Origin of the sequence: Bradyrhizobium sp. AZCC 2289 (genome assembly GCF_036924615.1) — a bacterium.
Classification (GTDB): Bacteria; Pseudomonadota; Alphaproteobacteria; order Rhizobiales; family Xanthobacteraceae; genus Bradyrhizobium.
In genome coordinates this window covers 3,371,356-3,388,446 of record NZ_JAZHRY010000001.1, presented here as the reverse complement: position 1 = coordinate 3,388,446, position 17,091 = coordinate 3,371,356, and the positions used below count along the sequence as shown (strand labels likewise).

The following is a 17,091-nucleotide window of genomic DNA, read 5'->3' as shown; positions in this document are numbered from 1 at the left end:
CCTTATTCGAACCGGCCGCTTCGTGCCTTGTCTTCCTGCGTCTCACGCTGACGCTGTCCGTCAATTTGCTTGCGAAGCTGATCCTTCGCCTGTTCGTGAGCGGCTTTCAGATCGGGCGCATCCCCGACCGGCAAATCACCCAGCAGCTTTAGCCGCGATTCCAGTTTGGTTGCCAGCGATCCGCTCCAACTCATCGGGCGCAAGCGATAGACTATTGCATCGAGAATAGCGCGGGGGTGCGGGGCGTTCTCCAAAAGCTTTCGGGCCAAGTCTGTCCACGCATGCGGTTCCTTGTCACTCGCCCGGCGGAACAGCGTCATGCCGGCTGCGGCGATGGGGTAACGGATTGGCGGATCGACGGCGCACCAATCCAGAATGACCTCATCCGGCACATCGTCGAGCGCGGTCCTGTTGAAACGGTTGAGGTTATTCAGAAGGGTCAAACTCTGCTTGCGCGACGCTTCATCACCCGAAAATAGTTCATCAAGCATAACCGACGGGTGGACATGAAAGAGCGCCTTGATCAGATCGTCCTGATCGTGAGCGTGCACTTCGTATTTGGCGACTGCCGCCATCAAATCGCGGCACAGGCGTCGAACAACCGGCACACCTTCGCTTCCGGCCAATGACGCCTTGATCACCACCGAAAGCTCATGGTCTTCGCGCGTCGTGCGGGAATCCTTCTTGTGGAAGGTATACTGCGCGAGGAGGGCGCGGCCCGCCTCCCGGACCTCGGGCACCGTTGCGCGCTTGTCACTGGCATCGGCGTGAAGCCGCATAGAAATGATTTCAAGGGCGGCGAGGAGTCCGTCGGGCTTTCGGCTGATCGCCAGCACTAGATCCCTGAGGTCCGGGCCGGCCACGGTGTCGCTGGCACGCCCCCAGGCAAGGTTATAGTAGCTGGCAATCGGCGCCTTGCCTAATTCAAGCGCCTTGTGAAGCCGGGCAAGGCCGGGCGCATCTACCACGACGTTCGCCTGCAGGATCGCATATATCGCGGCCAGCGCCGGGTGTTCGACCGCCTCATCGAGAATTGTGTTTGCCAAGGCGGCATCCCGATTGTGGAGACCGCTCAGAAAGCCGCCAGTGAAGCCAAAGCTGAGTTCATTTCCCGCGGCGAACTGCGCGACGATGGCATCCCACATCGCGCGTCGATCGTCGGCATTTTGTGCCAGGCCTTCCCCAAATGGCCTAAGCTTGCCGCTGCTGCCCTTCAGTTCCGGAAGAACCGCCCTGAATGCCTCGCCGTCGACAGCAACGTCCTTGGCAAGTGCCGACACCGCCGCTACTGCGCGCGCAGCAGCACCTTCAAAATCATTGTCTTCAAGGTCTTCCGGATCGTCGAGGTCGAGGTGCCCACCGCCCGTGCCGATGACCAGCCCGCGAACCTTGTTTACCAAGTCCTTGGGCCGGAGCGCTTCCTCGATCGATAGAAGCTGTGTCAAGATTTCTGGCGGCAAGCTCTTGCCATCATAAATCCGCGCGGATCGCGCCGCCAGCCAGCCGTCACGCCAGAAGTTTTTCGCGGAAATCGCCCGCGCTATTCGATCGAGCGCGTCATTCTGCCCGCTATTCGACCACAGGCTACGAAACTCGTTGGCAATGGCCTTCTGCACCCGTAGCGCCGCCGGGCTGTCGGACAGGGCAAACTGCTCAGCCAATGTCAGCGCCGCACCAAACCAGTCCCGGATTTCGTCGCCCGTTCTGGGATGGTATCCATAGTCGCGCGAGCGGGCGCCGAACTCAAACGCGTAGCTTGATGAGAAATGGTCCGACTTGAGCATCGTCTCCAGTGCCTCGACGCCGACCGAACGCACAGACGCGTCGGGAGAGCGCAGCATCGCTTCCACGGCTTTAAGGCGCATCACAATCGGCGCATGCGTTCCGGAGAGGGTAATGGAAAAGAGTGACGACACTGCATGGTCGGCTTCATCCTCGCCCACACCGTCGCCACGCGGCTGCCGCGCGAATTTGAGCAAGAGCGCAAGCGCCCGCTCGAAATACACCGCATCATAAGCCAGTGAACGCAACAGGCGGATGAAGTGGTTGCATTGCTTGAAGGTGGCTTCGTCGGCATCTTCGAGCGTCACTTCCATGGCTGCCAACACCGCGTCTGGCGCAACCGGAGCGACATTCTGAAACATCGCGCGGCCGACTTCTGAGAGATTGGGCAGATCGGCCAGCAATCCGCCGGGTGCCAGCCAACTCTCAACGACGGCCTTGGCTTCCTTACTGTTATCCAGATAGCCAAGGCGGCGCGAGAAGGATTGCAGCAACCGCGTCGGCGCGCCTTGGATGAGGTTTGCGGTGAGGGTTGCGCGCGGGATGTTTTGAAGGGCCATCGCAGCGAGTCGGTTCGCGATGGCGTGCGGGAGAATGGCCCGCCACACGCTGCGTTCCTGCAGCAGATCGCGCCGCTTCAATTCGGCGACACCACTGAAGACTTCGTCAGCCGTCTTTGCGATAAGGCTCCCAAGAACCGGAAGCTCGGCGTCGTCGCCCGACGTCTTTTCTCCTTCAAACGAATAGACGAGGGAGCAGGCTTGGGCGATGGAAAGCAAGCCCGCGTCATGTTCATGCCGTTGCTGAAAAAGCCGCCGAAACAAATCCGCATCGCTCAACCCCGCAATGGTCTCGTTCTTGCCGACCGTGGCGGCAAGGGCGAGCGCAACCCGGGCATTACCTCCAGAGAATTCAGCAACGGTTCTGGCATCGATTTGCGAAAGCGCAGGGTAACGCTTGCCGACCAGCGTCTCGATAAGTGTGAGCGACGAAGGTTCCAGCGTGAAAACGTCAGTGCCTTCCGGCTGGTCGTCCCGGATATCGTATTCGACCGTTAACACGCTGATGGTGGTTCCCGCCGACCGTGCAATCTCGGAAAGTTGCCGATGCAGATCGGAAGGGCAGTTGTCGATCACAAGGATGGCGTGAGTCCGCGTCGCTACGAGGTCAGAGGCAAGCCCGGGCGGCTGCGGGTCAGTGGCTTCCGTGAAATTCGTATAGATGGCCTGGGACGGATCGAGGCTGCCAGTTCCAATGCCGGGATCAAAGAGCGCTTCAACCAATCGTGTCTTGCCGACGCCAGATAAGCCCGCCAGCCGGACAACACTTCCGGGTTTGCGAAGCGCGTCACGTAGCTTGTTGATGCCATCGGTCGCCGACTGACCGTCGCCGTCATCGCTGCTGCCGGTCTTGATGCGGGCCGCATCGTCCGCGAGGTAGGCCGGGTCCGCTCCTTCGGGCACGTGAGACCATGAGCCGTAGGGATGCCAGCCCGGAACCGACTTGCCGATGCGTGCGCGGACCCAAAGGATAACACCCGCATGGTCGCGCACCCATGTTGCAACCCGCGTCCGGTCGTAGAAATCAAGCGTGAGCTTTTCGCGATCGGGAAGATCCTTCACGGCTTCCGCCATGGCGTTGCGGCGGCTGGTCAATGCCGTATCCGACGTGGAGCCGTTGGCGCTCACGATGATGTAGGCCCCGGATGCTGCTCCCAGTTCGGTGATGGATGGCCGCAGCACTCCGTCAGGCTTCATTTCGTCAAGGATAGCCGCGCGGGGCATGTCCGACTTCTTGGCCTGAAAGCCCGTTGCGGCTTTAGGGATGAAGCCCGTGATCGCAGTGCCCGGTGGCAAGGCTACACGGACGTCAAGCCCGCCATCCTTTGCGGTCTGATTTCCGCTGTAAGTTACCGCCGCGAGGGGCAAGCCCTGCTTGCGCAGTTCCGCCTCACAAAGACGCCCCACGAGGGTTCGCAAGTCTTCGTCGTTTAAGGCCGCAATATCGTCGCCCGTAATCTCAAACATGGGTTGAAACTAGGCATCCCCGCACGATGGGTCAATGAACCGGTGAAATAACCCACGCCATAAAGGGCATTTGCACAAGCCTCCGTCATCCGGCGGCACACAATCCCATCGATGCGCGGAAAGCTTTCGGAGCAAGACCGCCAGCCAATCACGGCACGGCGAGATCCATGAAGCCGGTATTGCCGCGCGCCGCCAGCAAGCTAATTATTTCCTGCACGCTCGCTTGTGTTGCCGCCGAACTGCTCTGCCTTCCAGCGATGAGGATATGTCGCAAGGAGGTCTCTTGTGCCAGGAATATCCAGCTGTTCACCAAGGGATGCTTGACGAGCGCATGGGTAATTTCGACGACGCGATCGATTGCGTCTGGGATGTTCTTTGCAAGGCCATCGACGATCCCGATGGGATCATTGGGCGCGAATCCGACCTTGAGCATGCGCAGCAGCTGATCCAATAGCCAACCGGGGTCCACCTTCCAGTAAAAGAACTGGCCGATTGTGCCGAGCTCGCTTCGATAGCTGTCGGGATCACCCCCGCCCGAAGCCAGCGTGAGCCGGCGGTCCCAGTAAGACATAGCCTGTTCCTTCATCCGGGCGTCGTCCGCGGTTAGCTGCCGACCCATAAACCACATGGCTCTGCGACGAACGGGAAGCGGCGCCGTCGCCCAAAATTGTTCCAACAACTCTTCAGGCAACGCATCATGCAGGTAGAGTACCATCAGGTATTCGGCGAGTCGGTTGCCCGACGCGTCGCCGTTTGTTGACTCATCGTTGCCCATGCTCTTGATCTGGTCCGCATAGCATCCACGGAGCGCCTCGAGCAGCGCGGAGAGGGGGCCTTGATCAGACAGAAGATGCGCCAGCCACGCCGCATCCCGCAGTTGCTTGTCGATCGGCGGAAACAGATTGTCCATCTGTCCGCGCAACCATGTTTCCCCGAAATAGAACAACCAGTTCAGGTAGCGACCGAGGATCGCGCGCGGTATCCATCCTGTCGGCGAGCGGTCCGCAAGTTCGGCCTCGAATATCCCGCGTAGATCGGGCACGAGGGCCAGTGCATCGCGGGGAGCTTTTCCGATCGCACTGTCAGAATCGCTCCAGAACCACCAAAGGAGCAGGACGCAGAGCTCGATCGCCGCGCCGCGCGGGGTTCGTTGCGCCGAGAAAAACACGTGTTTCTCGTCGCGCTGGCCCTCAGCTTTAGGAAGTTGGATTGTGGATACCCGCCGGTAGAGCGCGAAAGCGAGTGTCCGAACGGCCGCTGCATGCAAACTAGGAAGCCGTTCGACGCCGCCGCGCAATCCTGACCCAAGAACTTCAACCATAACGCGCAGGGTCCACATCCAGTCGGGATCATCCCCGGCAACCTCCCCCACATCCGGCGCGGACGCTTCTTCACGTGCAGCGATATCAGTCATCAGCGCGAGTAAAGGGCCCCACATAATCTCTGCTCTGTTCGCGACGGACTGCTGTAGCCCCTCCAGCAGCCCGCGAATGAAGACCGGCCTTAAGCGCCCGAATTTGTTTGCGTTCGCAGAGAATGCCTTGGGATCAGCGTTGGCCGCTTGACGCAGGGCATTCGAAAGCGCCGATGCGGTATGTTTTGGCAATCCGGGCTCAGGTTGCCACCTGGCCAGGAACGCGACCGTTTCGTCGATGGACTGCGCGCGTATTGCCTCGGGCGTTATCGGGCTCTCTGTCGTTGGAAAGTGGCGCTTGCGCCACGCGTCAGGGTCACCGAATTCCGCGAAAGTGGCTTCCACCGCCTCGCGGCGAGCAGGCGGTAGTGCCTCGCGCCAACCCCAAACGATGTCGCGGATCGTTGTCTCACGGTATTTTCGTTCGTCCTCGTCCGTGATTGGCCGCTTCTCGTACTGCTCGAAGCTGGCTTTATAAATCTCATGGGATGTCGCGGGGACGGCGTCGATAAAAGCCAAGATGGTCTCTTGCGCGGCGGCAGGGAGAGACGGAAACCAGGCGTTTGCAAGTTCAGCATATTCGGCAGCGCACCAATCCGCATCAATGAATGTCGTGTCCGCCAGATAGTCCTCAGCGAGCGCCGGGGCCTCGCCCGGTGCCATTGCCAGAACGTGCAACGCGATCCTCCGGAAAATCCGCGCCCGGTAGGATTGGACGGTTTCGACGATGGACGTAAGCGCCGCGCGATCCGACGCGACTGCGGCTTTTGCCAGATTGATAATGGCAGCGACCAGAGCGCCGCCTACGCCTTGCCCTGCCAGGTCATCCGTCGCCAAGGGTCCAGCGGCAAAATAGGTATAGTCCTCCTCCGAGCCCCCGCTGAAATGCTTTTCGATCCGCATTACTTGCTGGAGCAGATCACAAAAGAGCGGTATCGAATTCCGAGCGCCCGCCTTGGCAAGCTCGTTTACCGCGCCCGCAAGGTAGTGCTCGTACATCACCTGCTCGAATAGCGTGGCAAGCTGCCCTTCACGTTCGAAAACCCGAAATACGGCCCGGACGACCTGCAACGCGGCATCGACGTGCCCCTCTTGCGCCAGCGAGGCGATGAGCTTGTGGGGTGCGCTCTGATGGAGCAGGGTTTCGGATGCCAGCCAGCCTGCTACCACATCGGCGAGTGACGCCGCCTCCGCAGCAGGGAGCGCCGCGATGACGTCCATGCCTCGATGCTGCACATCCGGGTGGGTTGACGTTGCGAGCGGGCGGATCGCTTCAACCACGGTTTGCCGTGTAGCAGGATTGGATGAGCCTGCCATTCGCTGGAGATAGCCACCTACGGGCCACGTCCAGAGGCGGAGCCCACTGTCACCTTGAGGATCGGGCAGGGGTTCGCCGAGCAACCCCTTCTTCTTGAGGAGCGGCAGCCAATCGTCGGACGTCAGATTCTGATAGAAATATCCCTGCACCTGAACCGCGCCCGGGATTTCTCCCACGAAGTGTTTGATCCCTTCTGCCGGCGACATACTCGCGATCTCTTTAGCCCGATGCATGAGCGGTGCATAGCGGCGCTCCAACTGGATGGCGAGCGCTCGGATCACCGTATCGAACCGTTGCGCGTATTCTGCGCGAAATCCGTCGTCGACCTTCATGCTCAGATGAAAGGATCGTTCATGGACGCGGCCATAAGTGTCATTGAGCGCGATCCAATCTCCAGCGATATCCCCGTCCGGTGCGAGGCCAAGACGCTCGACGATTCTCTTTATCTGTTGGCGATGGCTTGACCTGGGTTTCAACGCATTCTCCGCTCGTTGAAGCGCGTGTTCGTCGAAACCTATGGTCTTGAGCGCTTTCAGCGCGTCGGCGCGCAAACCTTCCTGTGCGGTATCCTCTGGCACTATCGCGTCCATCGGGACCGCAAGCACGTGCCGTATCAACGAGTCCAGCTCGCGGAGCGCGTGGCCTGCGAGCGGCCGGGACACAGTCAGAGGCAAGGTGCCGGCCGCGAGGCGGCAGAAATCGGCATAGCGATCCGCTACGGCGGTCCCGAGCAAGCGCCGCAGGACACGATCCGTGTCGGCCTGTTCGGGCGACAAGCCGGATAAGTCAATATCGTCGTCCATTTTTAGAGTCCCTCAACACAATCGAACAAGGGCGGGCGCCATCTTGGACTTCCCCGTGCGCCGACTTGCTGGGCCAACAGGCGCCGACCATCATCTATCTATCGTAACGACAATCATCACGATGCTGCTGCTGATCAGCTGATTCAAGGCGAAATAAACGTCACCCTAAGATTTCTAAACAGGATCAGGCGATGGCCACGTCGGGCAGTTTCAGTACGGTAAGTATTTCATCGTCCGGAAGTAGGAAGGATTGCTCCTCGACTTCGTACCGGTCGCATCCTTTAAAGTCGAACCAGGCGTCCGCCGGCATCTTGCGCGGGAAATTCTGTTCAGCATCTCCGTTAAAAAGCATGTCCGCGGCGAACGTCTGTCGATCTAACGCCTTACTCGGCCATTTCCACCACGGTTGAATCATCGGCGATGATTCAAACCATCGTCGCTTCGTCTTGTTATGACAGACGATCATCATCGGAAACCTGTTTAGGAGCGTCATTTTGAACAGTGTCGCCGTGAGACTCGCGGAGAATTCATCGGCCAAATCCCGCGCGGCCGCGAGCGTTAACCTCTTTATTTTCCGCAGCCGCGGATCCACGAGGTAGTTGGGTAGGATGAGGTCCGAGGCGAACGAATCGGCCTGCCGCTCGGGATTCAACGCATCGTTGGCGAAGTTTCCGACGTCGCGGTTGGCGCAGAAGAGGACTTGTCCACGGTGATGATGCCAATGCCCCAACTCATGCCCCAGCGAAAATCGCCGCCGCTCGAGCGGACTACGGCTGTTCACTGAAATCACGGCCCTGCGTTTGGATCCGATGATGGTCGCCTCGCAACGATCCAGGGGACGAAAATTGACGACGGCCCCTCTTGTCCAGGCGATGGCTTCCAGGTCGATGTCCTTCGGATCCGTGATGCCCAACCCCTGTAGAATCCGTTCGGCATGGGTAAGCGGAATCATTCGCCGTCCGTCTCCGGATCCTGCGCTTCGAGCGCCGCGAGCTGCGCCATGTCGTCGACCGCGCCCTCTTCGTCGCTCTCGGAAAGGCCGTCGCCCTTGCGTGCGGCCATCATCAAACCGGATGCGTTGCCGCCCTTGCCGGCGCGCATATCGTGCAGTTTTGCGCGCACCGATTCTCTTTCGGCGGAAGATACCACGGTGGGTTGGATTTTGGCCGCCTTCACCGCATCCCTTGCCCGCTCTAGGCGCATCTTTGCTCCCGCAAGCTTTGCGCTGGCGTTGATGGCGTCCATTTCAGCCTCGACCTTCTCGACGTCGAGTCCCTGGGCTGCGAACTCTTCGCGCAGTTCTTCCGGCGAGGTGGCGAGGATGCTGTCGTCGAAAGCTTCGCCGATTCTTCGGAGTTCCTCCGTAGCCGTAATTTTGCTTGTCATGACGGCCATCCCTTTGGATATTTTTTGTTCATCACGCGTTTGACGCGCGAACGGCGTCGGCCTGTCGCCCGACGGACACACGCTTTATGTCACCGAGACGGAAACCAGCCGGATCTGGAGTTTCGCCATCACCGGCGAGGGGCAGGTCGAAAAAATGCCATGGCCTTCACCCAATGGCGGCAAGCTGCTGCACGGCCTTCCCGGTTACCAGCGCTTTGACTCGCTGGCCGTCGAAGCCGGTGGCAATATATGCGTTGCGACACTGGTACGAGGCGGCATCAGTGTGTTTGCCCCAAGCGGGAATATCATCGAGTTTCACGACGCCCCGGAAGTCTTTTGCACCAACATCTGCTTCGGCGGCGAGGGTATGCGCACCGCCTTCATCACGCTCTCAGGTACCGGCCGGCTCATCGCCGTCGACTGGCCGAGGGCCGGCCTAGCTCTCCATGATCCGCTCACGGCACGCCCGTAAAGCGAGAAGACCTTGAAACCCTGAGGCTGATAAGGGCTTTCATCAAAATCACCGACCCACAAATGCGCCGCGAGATTATCGAGCTGGCGGAGAAATCCGCACCGCCGAAATCTGACGGAACTTCCCCCTGACTAGCCATCTGCCTTCGCCGCCAAGCGTGTGCAAGCTAGGCCGCGATGCTCCGCAACGATCACGTGCGCGTAGAGCTCATGGCCCGACCGAAAGTGCGAGCCAGTGACGAGAATCGCAACCTCTCTCACCGCGGCGGGAAGCGACGGTCGCGATACCATAGCTTTGGTCAGGTCCCAGACGGGTTTTCCGAATTTTAGTTCGTGTACCCAGGATTCCACGGCCCCAGTAAAGGGCCGTCGTCACGAACATTGACGAACCCTTGGAAATTGGCCGCTATGCCGAGCCTCATATCTTCGTACAGCGGCTGCTGCTCGGCATTAAGGTCCGAAGGAGGAATTACGGGCAAATGCATTCATGTACTCCGTGGCTATTCGGTCGGGTTTGGTATTGTCTCTCGCTACGATGATGGCAAAGGAAATGACGACGGAGGTGCTAAGCCAGCGATGATGCCGCGCCGATCGCAAATCACCCGTGTGGCCTCCCGCGTGAGCGTTCTTGGGTCGGTGGCTAAGTCCTATTCGGCAAACTTCGACGTTTCTGCTCCACATTGTGTGCACTGATAAATTATCTCGTCCCTGCTACCAAACGTTCCCGGTTGGATCGTTTTGATAGCCATCGCGCGCGATGCCTGGCACTCCGAACAGTGCACCAACGCGTCGAAGGTGGTGTTGATTTTGTAGGACCGTCTCGATGAACTGCCTCCGCACATGGGCGACTCCAAGAGCAAGGCAAGCTGAGATAGCGCACGAGGTCGAGTTGTTCGAATGCCAATTCGTCACGATCGTCATCGATATCGTTCATGAAACAGCGATCTCCGGTGGAAAGACTTGATCGGATCGACGGAATATTTCCGGTTTATCTTTGCTGAGTTTAGCTTGTCGTATTGCATCAGCGCCCCAGAACTGGGCTAAGTGAATGGAACCCCTCATCCCTCAGTCGCGCGAGCGCGAGGGAAGGATCCGGTACTAAGTCCGGCAAACACTTCTAATTGTTATTAGACGACGACCGCATGTTGACTCGCGGGGAGAGACCGTCCCATCGTTCGATGCCGCTATGGGGCGGATTTTTCCGAAGGCCGGATAGAGCAGGGCTTCGGCGGGCCTCTCTTTGTTTCCGTTGAAAGAGTTTACGCGGAGGTGGTGGATCAGCCTGCAACCGTCTGATCGTGGCTAGGCGCACTGGTGGATGTTGCAGGGATCATCTTGGTTGCGTCCGAGATCAATCCGAGCCAGCCGGCTGCAAATATTTGCTGCTCGTTAGCAATAGTTTCCAGACGCTTTGTCATCCACTCGTTGCAGATGGCTGTCGCTTCGGACGCATTCTTCGCGGTCAGAAGCCTGGTTCCAAATTCTGCTTCGATCTGACGGATCTCCAGTAGCCTCTCAAGCCACGACCGGTGCATGTCTCTCATTCGCTCGAGCAATTTGTTGTTGAACCCCATGAGGTCTGCCGGTTCCGTCATTTTGTTCATGTTGCTTCCTCCATAGTGAACCTCCGCATGGAACGAAACGGAGGGAGGACCGTCAGATGGTAGTTAGTGGACGAACCATTAAAGCGCGAAGTCTAATTAATGATAATGCTTTTACGTCAGGAACAGTATGAAGACCTTTCATCAGGGATATCCGCCCTCGAGTAGACGACGCAACTTCGCCGGGTAGCGGGAGGCGATTCGGCGCTGACTCGAAAGCCTAGCGCCTCCTGATAACCGCCGGTTGAATACGGTTACACCCCAACTGCAAGACGTGGAGTTCCTATCGAAATCAATTTGTCGAAGGTCGATGCTTCATGAATGGTCTTAATGAGCATGCTGGTAAATATGCATTCGCATAGTCCAGAGGTCGTCACTACTGTTTCGGCGTTCGGATCTACGCCATAACTGTGAAATCAAAGTGATGTGTCGAAGGAGCCAGTGGGGTAAGATGCACATGCTCCGTGATCGCGTGGAGAAGATTTACGTTGGCTTCTATCTGATCGTCGCAATTGTATGCTGTGCGCTGGAAGCCGTATCGAAGATCATGAACTGAAGGCCCCTCATACAATTTAATCGGGAGCCAGCCCGCTGCGCAATGCGCTCGGTCGATCATGCGCCTGCAGTTGGCCTATTCGGCTTCCGAGCTATGTTGCTTCAAGGGGAGGGAAGCAATCTACACCCGAAAAAGGTGGTCAAGGAAAATTGCGCCTTCATGCAATGCGACTGCTGCACCGGGATAACGATGCGGACCATCACCAAAACTCATCAGGTTCCGGGAAATCTATGATCCTTAATCCGTCGGTCCGGATCGAGCCTGTGAGGACAGATTCCCGCGGCCCGCGCATCGTCCCGGCCAGAGTGTGCCTCTTAGCCGCACACTTGGACAGGTCGGATACGCCAGCCATGCCGGTTATGCGTGCGCCGCTGCACCACGTGGCAGCCGCCATCTTCAGAGTAGGAATCGTCGTAGCCGTAGTCGTAGTACGGATAACCGTAATCGTCATAGTAGGCGTACGGGTAGCCTAGTCCGACTGCAAATGCACCGAACGCAAATCGGCGCCCGTGGTGGAACCCATGGTGGAAACCGCGGCCGCGGAAATCATCGGCTGCGAAGGCTCCCCTGCGAAATCCGCCGCTCGCAATAACGGCTGAGCGGAAACCTCCGCCTCCGATCGCGGCTGAATGGAAACCGCCTCCGCCAAAACCGCCGCCGCGGAAGCCGCCGCCACCAAACCCGCCACCGTGGAAGCCGCCTCCACCGCCGCCGTGGAAGCCGCCACCGCCGCCGCCAAAGCCGCCGCGAGCCGAGGCGGCGCTCGGGGCAAGCATGCCGACCGAGGCCGTTGCGAATAATGCTATCATCGTCTTGCGCAACATGACCGTGTCTCCCTGATAAATCGCTCCCAGCGACTAGACGCCCCCATCGCGCGCGATGCCTGGTACTCCGAACCGTGCACCAACGCATCGAAGCAGGTGTTGATCTTGTAGGACCGTCTTGAACTGGCTCAGCACATGGCCAAGATCAAGCTTGCTATGATAGCGCGCGAGATCGAGTTGTGCGAATGCCAATTCGTCACGATCGTCATCGATATCGTTCATAACAGTGCGATCTCCGACCGAAGGAAAGGCCTAATCGGATCGATAGAATATTTCCGGCTCATCAGTGCTGATTCTACGTTGTCGTATTGCTTCAGCACGAGCGTTACAGTGAATGGGATCCTCACCCCTCAGTCGCGCGCGCGGGAAAGTGAGCGGTGCTCAAGTCCGGCAAACCGCTTTTCGAATTGTCTCCACTTGGCCCGTGCATCGAGAGCTTCCGTTCAGGCCGTCGCCCAAAACGAGACTTCATTACCGCATTTTGGCGCTTGTCTTGGCGGCAGCGCGGTCCTTCTCGATGCCAATAGCGCGGACGCGATCGCCGTCGGCAATGCCGTCCGGCGGCGCAGTGATGATACGATCATCAAGAGAAATGCCCGACTCCAGTTCGATATCGCGCCCCAGATCGCGAGCGATGGTTACGGTCTTGAACAATACGGTGTCGTCCAAGCCGACGGTAGCGACGCGCAAGCCTTTTTGGTCGAAGATCAGCGCGCTGGCAGGGATATGGAGAGGCGCGACGTCGCGCTGAAGGCTCAGGCGCACATTGGCATAGCCGCCCGGCATCAGCTCGCCCTTGGGGTTTTCGAGCGCAAGCTGCATCCGCGTGGTGCCGGAGCCGACATCGACGGATTGCGAGGAAGCTTCGACCGTCGCCGCAAAAGTCCGGTTCGGATATTCCAGCATCGAAATGACCGCCTTGGCGCCGATCTTGACCGCGGGCACGTAGTTCTGGGGCACGTTGACATAGACCCGCAGCTTGCTGATGTCGGAGATAACGAACATCGGAGGGCCGCTTCCGCCGCCCGCATTGATCAGGGCGCCAACGTCGGTATCGCGCGCTGTGACCACACCGTTGAACGGCGCGGTGATTTTCTTGTAACCGGCCAACGCCTCCAGCCGCTCGACATTGGCCTGCCCGGAGTTGACCGCCGCCTTCTTGTTGGAGAGGTCGGCGGTGCGCTCGTCGATTTCCTGCATCGAAACGAAATTCGAGGCGATCAGCGTTTTCCGACGATTCAGCGTCGCTTCGGATAATCTCGCACTGGCCTGTTGGCTGGCGAGATCGGCGCGCGCCTGCAAGAGCTGCTGGTCGAGGTCCGGCGCCTCGATTTCGGCGATCACCTGGCCGGCCTTGACCCGCGCGCCGATGTCGACGCGCCAGCCCTTCAAATAGCCGCTGACGCGGGCAAAGATCGGCGCGCGATAATAGGCCTCCAGCCTGGCCGGCAGATCGATGGTGGGATTGAGAGCCTTGGCGTCGGGTAGCACCACGGCCACCGTCGGATCGGCCTGATTATCAGTCCATTCGCGCAGTTTCGCACTGGAGGCCTCACGCGCCCGGATACCGGTGACCACGACAAGCAGCGCAGCGATGCCCGCCACAACCCCGAAAATACCCAACTTCCGGCGAGAGACCGGCGAGCTATGATCAGCGAACATGCGACACTTCCGATGCATCGCCAGTTTTTGCAGGCCGCTTCTTGTGGGCCATGCTGAATACCACCGGTACGAACATCAGCGTTGCAACTGTCGCGAAGATCAATCCGCCGATCACCGCTCGTCCTAATGGAGCGTTCTGCTCGCCGCCCTCGCCAAGGCCGAGCGCCATTGGGACCATGCCGATGATCATCGCCAGCGCCGTCATCAGCACCGGCCGGAACCGCACGAAACCAGCTTCGATCGCCGCGGCGACTGGATCGCCCAGTTCTTGGTAGCGCTCGCGGGCGAAGCTGATCACAAGCACGCTGTTTGCTGTGGCGACGCCCATGCACATGATCGCGCCGGTCAGCGCGGGCACTGACAGCGTGGTCTGGGTCGTGAACAACATCCAGACGATGCCAGCGAGCGCGGCAGGAAGTGCCGTGATGATCACGAACGGGTCGGACCACGACTGGAAGTTCACTACAATCAGGAGATAGATCAGGACGATTGCCCCCAGCAATCCGAACAGTAGCCCGGAAAACGCGCTGTTCATGGTCTGCACCTGGCCGAGCAGAACCACCGAACTGCCTTTTGGCACGTCCTTCGCGGTGTCCGCGATCGCCTTATCGACGTCCGCTGCTACGGCGCCGAGATCGCGCCCCTGCGGCGTCGCATAGATCTGCACCAGCGACTGGATGTCGTATTGCGACACCACCGCGTTGGACGTCGAGCGGGTGATCTTGGCGACGCCGCCAAGGATCGCTGAATTCACGCCGCCGTCGGCGGTAATCGGCAACGTCTGCAAGGCGTTCAACGAATCGATCTGATATTGCGGCGTCTGCATCACGATCGAATACGACACGCCGTTGACCGGATTGAGGTAGTAGGTCGGCGCAACCTGCGAACTTCCGGCGAGATTGACCACCAGACTGTTGGTCACGTCGCGTTCGGTCAGACCGACATACTGCGCACGCGTACGATCGACATCGATGTTGAACCCGGGACTGTTGGGTGATTGCTGGATCCGCGCGTCGGCGATTCCAGGAATTCGGCGAATCTTTGTGAGCAGCTCGTTGGCATAGGCGAAATTGCCCGCGAGATCCGCGCCTCGAACCTGAAGGTCGATCGGCGCCGGCGCGCCGAAATTGAGAATCTGGTTGACGATGTCGGCCGGCAGAAATGCGAAGTTGAAGCCTGGAAACTGCCGTGGCAATTGCTCGCGCAACACCTGGACGTAGTCGTCGGTCGGTCGATGACCTACTTTCAGCTTGATTTGGATGTCGCCATCCTGCGGACCGATCACGCCGGTGTTGTTGTATGTCATGTTGATGCCGCTGATCGGCATGCCGATATTGTCGGCGAGCGTTTCGATTTCACCCGGCGGAACGATCTTGCGGATCGCCTTCTGGACCTCAGCGAACTGGTTGGCGGTCTCCTCGATGCGGGTGCCGACCTGGGTCCTCACATGCATCAGGATCTGTCCGCTGTCGACCGAAGGAAAGAAGTTACGGCCGAGATACGGCGACAGCAGAAACGATGCGCCGACAAAGCCGAGGAACCCGATCACGAAGATGGGCCGATGTCTCAGCGCCAGCTCCAATAGATCGCGATAGTCGCCGCGGACGCGTTCAAAGGCCACTTCGAAGCCGCGCTGAAACCTCACCAGTGGATTACGTGAAAGCGGTGGTCTCTCGCCTTTGGCGTGATGCACATGAGGTTGCAACAGATATTTCGCCATTGTCGGCACCAGCGTCCGCGACAGGATGAACGACCAGACCATTGCAAAAATCACGGCTTCCGCCATCGGCACGAACAGAAAACGCGCTACTCCTGTCAGGAAGAACATCGGCACGAACACAATGCAGATGCACAGTAGCGAAACGAAGGCCGGAGTCACGATCTGGTGGGAGCCGTCGATGATTGCGGTCTCGACGTCCTTGCCCTGCTCCAGATGCCAATTGATGTTCTCGATCGTGACTGTTGCCTCGTCGACGAGGATGCCGACCGCGAGCGCTAGGCCACCGAGCGTCATGATGTTGAGGGTTTCGCCGATCGCCGACAGCACGACGATGGCGCCGAGCACGGCGAGCGGGATCGACGTAGCGATTATTATCGTCGAACGCCAGCTTCCCAGAAACAGCAGGATCATCACGCTGGTTAGCAGAGCCGCAATGACCCCTTCCCGTGCGACTCCAGTTATTGCTCCGCGCACGAACACAGATTGGTCACCGACGAATCCGATCTTAAGGGCGTCGGGCAGCGAGGACTTGAAATCGACCACTTTCTGTTTAATGCCGGCGATGATATCGAGCGTCGACACAGAGCCGACCTTCAGCACCATCATCAGTACCGAACGGTTGCCGTCGACGTGAACGATATTGGTCTGCGGCGGATTGCCGTCGCGCACGCTCGCCACATCGCGGACGTAGACCATCGCGCCGTTCACGGTCTTGATCGGCAGATCGCCCAAGTCTTCCATCTTAAGCGGCGAGTTGTTCAACTGAATGACATATTCGAAAGCGCCGATCTTCTGCGTTCCCACCGGAGTGATTAGGTTCTGCGCAGCAAGCGCATTGGCAACGTCCTGTCCCGACAGGCCGCGGGCCTGCAGCGCCGTCGAGTTGAGATCGATCTGCACCTGGCGCTGCTTGCCGCCGTACGGATAGGGAATGGCAGCGCCGGGCACAGTGACAAGTGGCGTGCGGAGCTGGTTGATGCCGATATCGGCTAGGTTTTGCTCGGTCAGCCCGTCGCCGGACAGCGCGAGCTGGATGATCGGCACCGTCGACGCGTTGTAATTGAGGATCAGCGGCGGCGTCGCGCCGGGAGGCATCTGCTTGATCAAGGTTTGCGAAATCGCCGTGACCTGCGCGTTGGCGGTTCGGATATCGACATTCGGCTGGAAGAATATCTTGACGATGCCGAAGCCGTTATAGGAATTCGCGACGATGTGCTCGATGTCATTGACCGTCGTCGTCAGAGCGCGTTCGAACGGTGTGGTGATCCGTCCCGACATCTGGTCCGGCGCCAGGCCAGTATACTGCCAGACCACGCCGATCACGGGGATTCGAATGTCCGGAAAGATGTCGGTCGGCGTGCGCAGCGCAGCGAGTGGTCCGATGATCAAGAGAAGAAGCGCGAGCACGACAAAAGTATACGGCCGGCTCAGAGCTATTCGGACAAGGGCGTTCATCTCGCGGCTTCCCGGTCAAACCAGAAGAAGGATGCCAAAAGGAACGACCAGATTAGGCTGGGCGAGCCAGCG

General features: G+C 59.1%; 9 protein-coding genes and 2 pseudogenes. 1 reads left to right on the top strand and 10 read right to left on the bottom strand.

What is annotated here, in order from left to right; translation table 11 throughout:
- Window positions 1-2: 2 nt before the first annotated feature.
- The 4 genes from V1289_RS16305 to V1289_RS16290 all read right to left on the bottom strand — a co-directional run bounded on the left by V1289_RS16305 (window position 3) and on the right by V1289_RS16290 (window position 8,730).
- The gene (locus tag V1289_RS16305; protein ID WP_334397848.1) at window positions 3-3,809 is read right to left on the bottom strand and encodes a hypothetical protein; all 3,807 of its coding nucleotides are present in this window, start codon (window positions 3,807-3,809) and stop codon (window positions 3-5) included.
- Between the two features lie 148 nt (window positions 3,810-3,957).
- Window positions 3,958-7,344: a hypothetical protein gene (locus tag V1289_RS16300; protein ID WP_334397847.1), complete on the bottom strand. Its 3,387-nt coding sequence runs from the start codon at window positions 7,342-7,344 to the stop codon at window positions 3,958-3,960.
- Window positions 7,345-7,528: 184 nt separating this feature from the next.
- A complete protein-coding gene (locus V1289_RS16295) occupies window positions 7,529-8,296 on the bottom strand; it encodes an ImmA/IrrE family metallo-endopeptidase (protein ID WP_334397846.1) in 768 nt (255 codons plus the stop codon).
- Window positions 8,293-8,730, bottom strand: a complete 438-nt coding sequence (locus V1289_RS16290) for a hypothetical protein (protein ID WP_334397845.1) — start codon at window positions 8,728-8,730, stop codon at window positions 8,293-8,295. Before V1289_RS16290 ends, V1289_RS16295 begins: the two co-directional genes overlap by 4 nt.
- A 58-nt stretch (window positions 8,731-8,788) precedes the next feature.
- Here V1289_RS16290 and V1289_RS16285 point away from each other — a divergent pair.
- A pseudogene (locus V1289_RS16285) lies at window positions 8,789-9,202 on the top strand (SMP-30/gluconolactonase/LRE family protein); the annotation flags it as partial.
- A gap of 134 nt (window positions 9,203-9,336) precedes the next feature.
- On the opposite strand, the pseudogene V1289_RS16280 reads toward V1289_RS16285, so the two are convergent.
- The 6 genes and pseudogenes from V1289_RS16280 to V1289_RS16255 all read right to left on the bottom strand — a co-directional run.
- Window positions 9,337-9,686 (bottom strand): annotated as a pseudogene (locus tag V1289_RS16280) (carboxymuconolactone decarboxylase family protein); the annotation flags it as partial.
- A 792-nt stretch (window positions 9,687-10,478) separates the two neighbouring features.
- The gene (locus V1289_RS16275; protein WP_334397844.1) at window positions 10,479-10,805 is read right to left on the bottom strand and encodes a hypothetical protein; all 327 of its coding nucleotides are present in this window, start codon (window positions 10,803-10,805) and stop codon (window positions 10,479-10,481) included.
- A gap of 867 nt (window positions 10,806-11,672) precedes the next feature.
- Window positions 11,673-12,182, bottom strand: coding sequence for a hypothetical protein (locus tag V1289_RS16270; RefSeq protein WP_334397843.1), 510 nt, complete (start codon window positions 12,180-12,182; stop codon window positions 11,673-11,675).
- Window positions 12,183-12,215: 33 nt separating this feature from the next.
- On the bottom strand, window positions 12,216-12,404 hold the full coding sequence (locus tag V1289_RS16265) for a hypothetical protein (protein WP_334397842.1): 189 nt from the start codon (window positions 12,402-12,404) through the stop codon (window positions 12,216-12,218).
- A gap of 249 nt (window positions 12,405-12,653) precedes the next feature.
- The gene (locus V1289_RS16260) at window positions 12,654-13,844 is read right to left on the bottom strand and encodes an efflux RND transporter periplasmic adaptor subunit (protein WP_334397841.1); all 1,191 of its coding nucleotides are present in this window, start codon (window positions 13,842-13,844) and stop codon (window positions 12,654-12,656) included.
- Window positions 13,834-17,019 (bottom strand): efflux RND transporter permease subunit, encoded by a 3,186-nt coding sequence (locus tag V1289_RS16255; protein ID WP_334397840.1) that lies wholly within the window; start codon window positions 17,017-17,019, stop codon window positions 13,834-13,836. The genes V1289_RS16260 and V1289_RS16255 overlap by 11 nt, the downstream gene beginning before the upstream one ends.
- Between the last annotated feature and the right edge of the window lie 72 nt (window positions 17,020-17,091).

Bases quoted from the DNA above. Each gene is read 5' to 3' on its own strand.
- V1289_RS16255 (WP_334397840.1), bottom strand. From the start codon at position 17,019: ATGAACGCCCTTGTCCGAATAGCTCTGAGCCGGCCGTATACTTTTGTC.
- V1289_RS16260 (WP_334397841.1), bottom strand. From the start codon at position 13,844: ATGTTCGCTGATCATAGCTCGCCGGTCTCTCGCCGGAAGTTGGGTATT.
- V1289_RS16295 (WP_334397846.1), bottom strand. From the start codon at position 8,296: ATGATTCCGCTTACCCATGCCGAACGGATTCTACAGGGGTTGGGCATC.
- V1289_RS16265 (WP_334397842.1), bottom strand. From the start codon at position 12,404: ATGAACGATATCGATGACGATCGTGACGAATTGGCATTCGCACAACTC.
- V1289_RS16275 (WP_334397844.1), bottom strand. From the start codon at position 10,805: ATGAACAAAATGACGGAACCGGCAGACCTCATGGGGTTCAACAACAAA.
- V1289_RS16270 (WP_334397843.1), bottom strand. From the start codon at position 12,182: ATGTTGCGCAAGACGATGATAGCATTATTCGCAACGGCCTCGGTCGGC.
- V1289_RS16305 (WP_334397848.1), bottom strand. From the start codon at position 3,809: ATGTTTGAGATTACGGGCGACGATATTGCGGCCTTAAACGACGAAGAC.
- V1289_RS16300 (WP_334397847.1), bottom strand. From the start codon at position 7,344: ATGGACGACGATATTGACTTATCCGGCTTGTCGCCCGAACAGGCCGAC.
- V1289_RS16290 (WP_334397845.1), bottom strand. From the start codon at position 8,730: ATGACAAGCAAAATTACGGCTACGGAGGAACTCCGAAGAATCGGCGAA.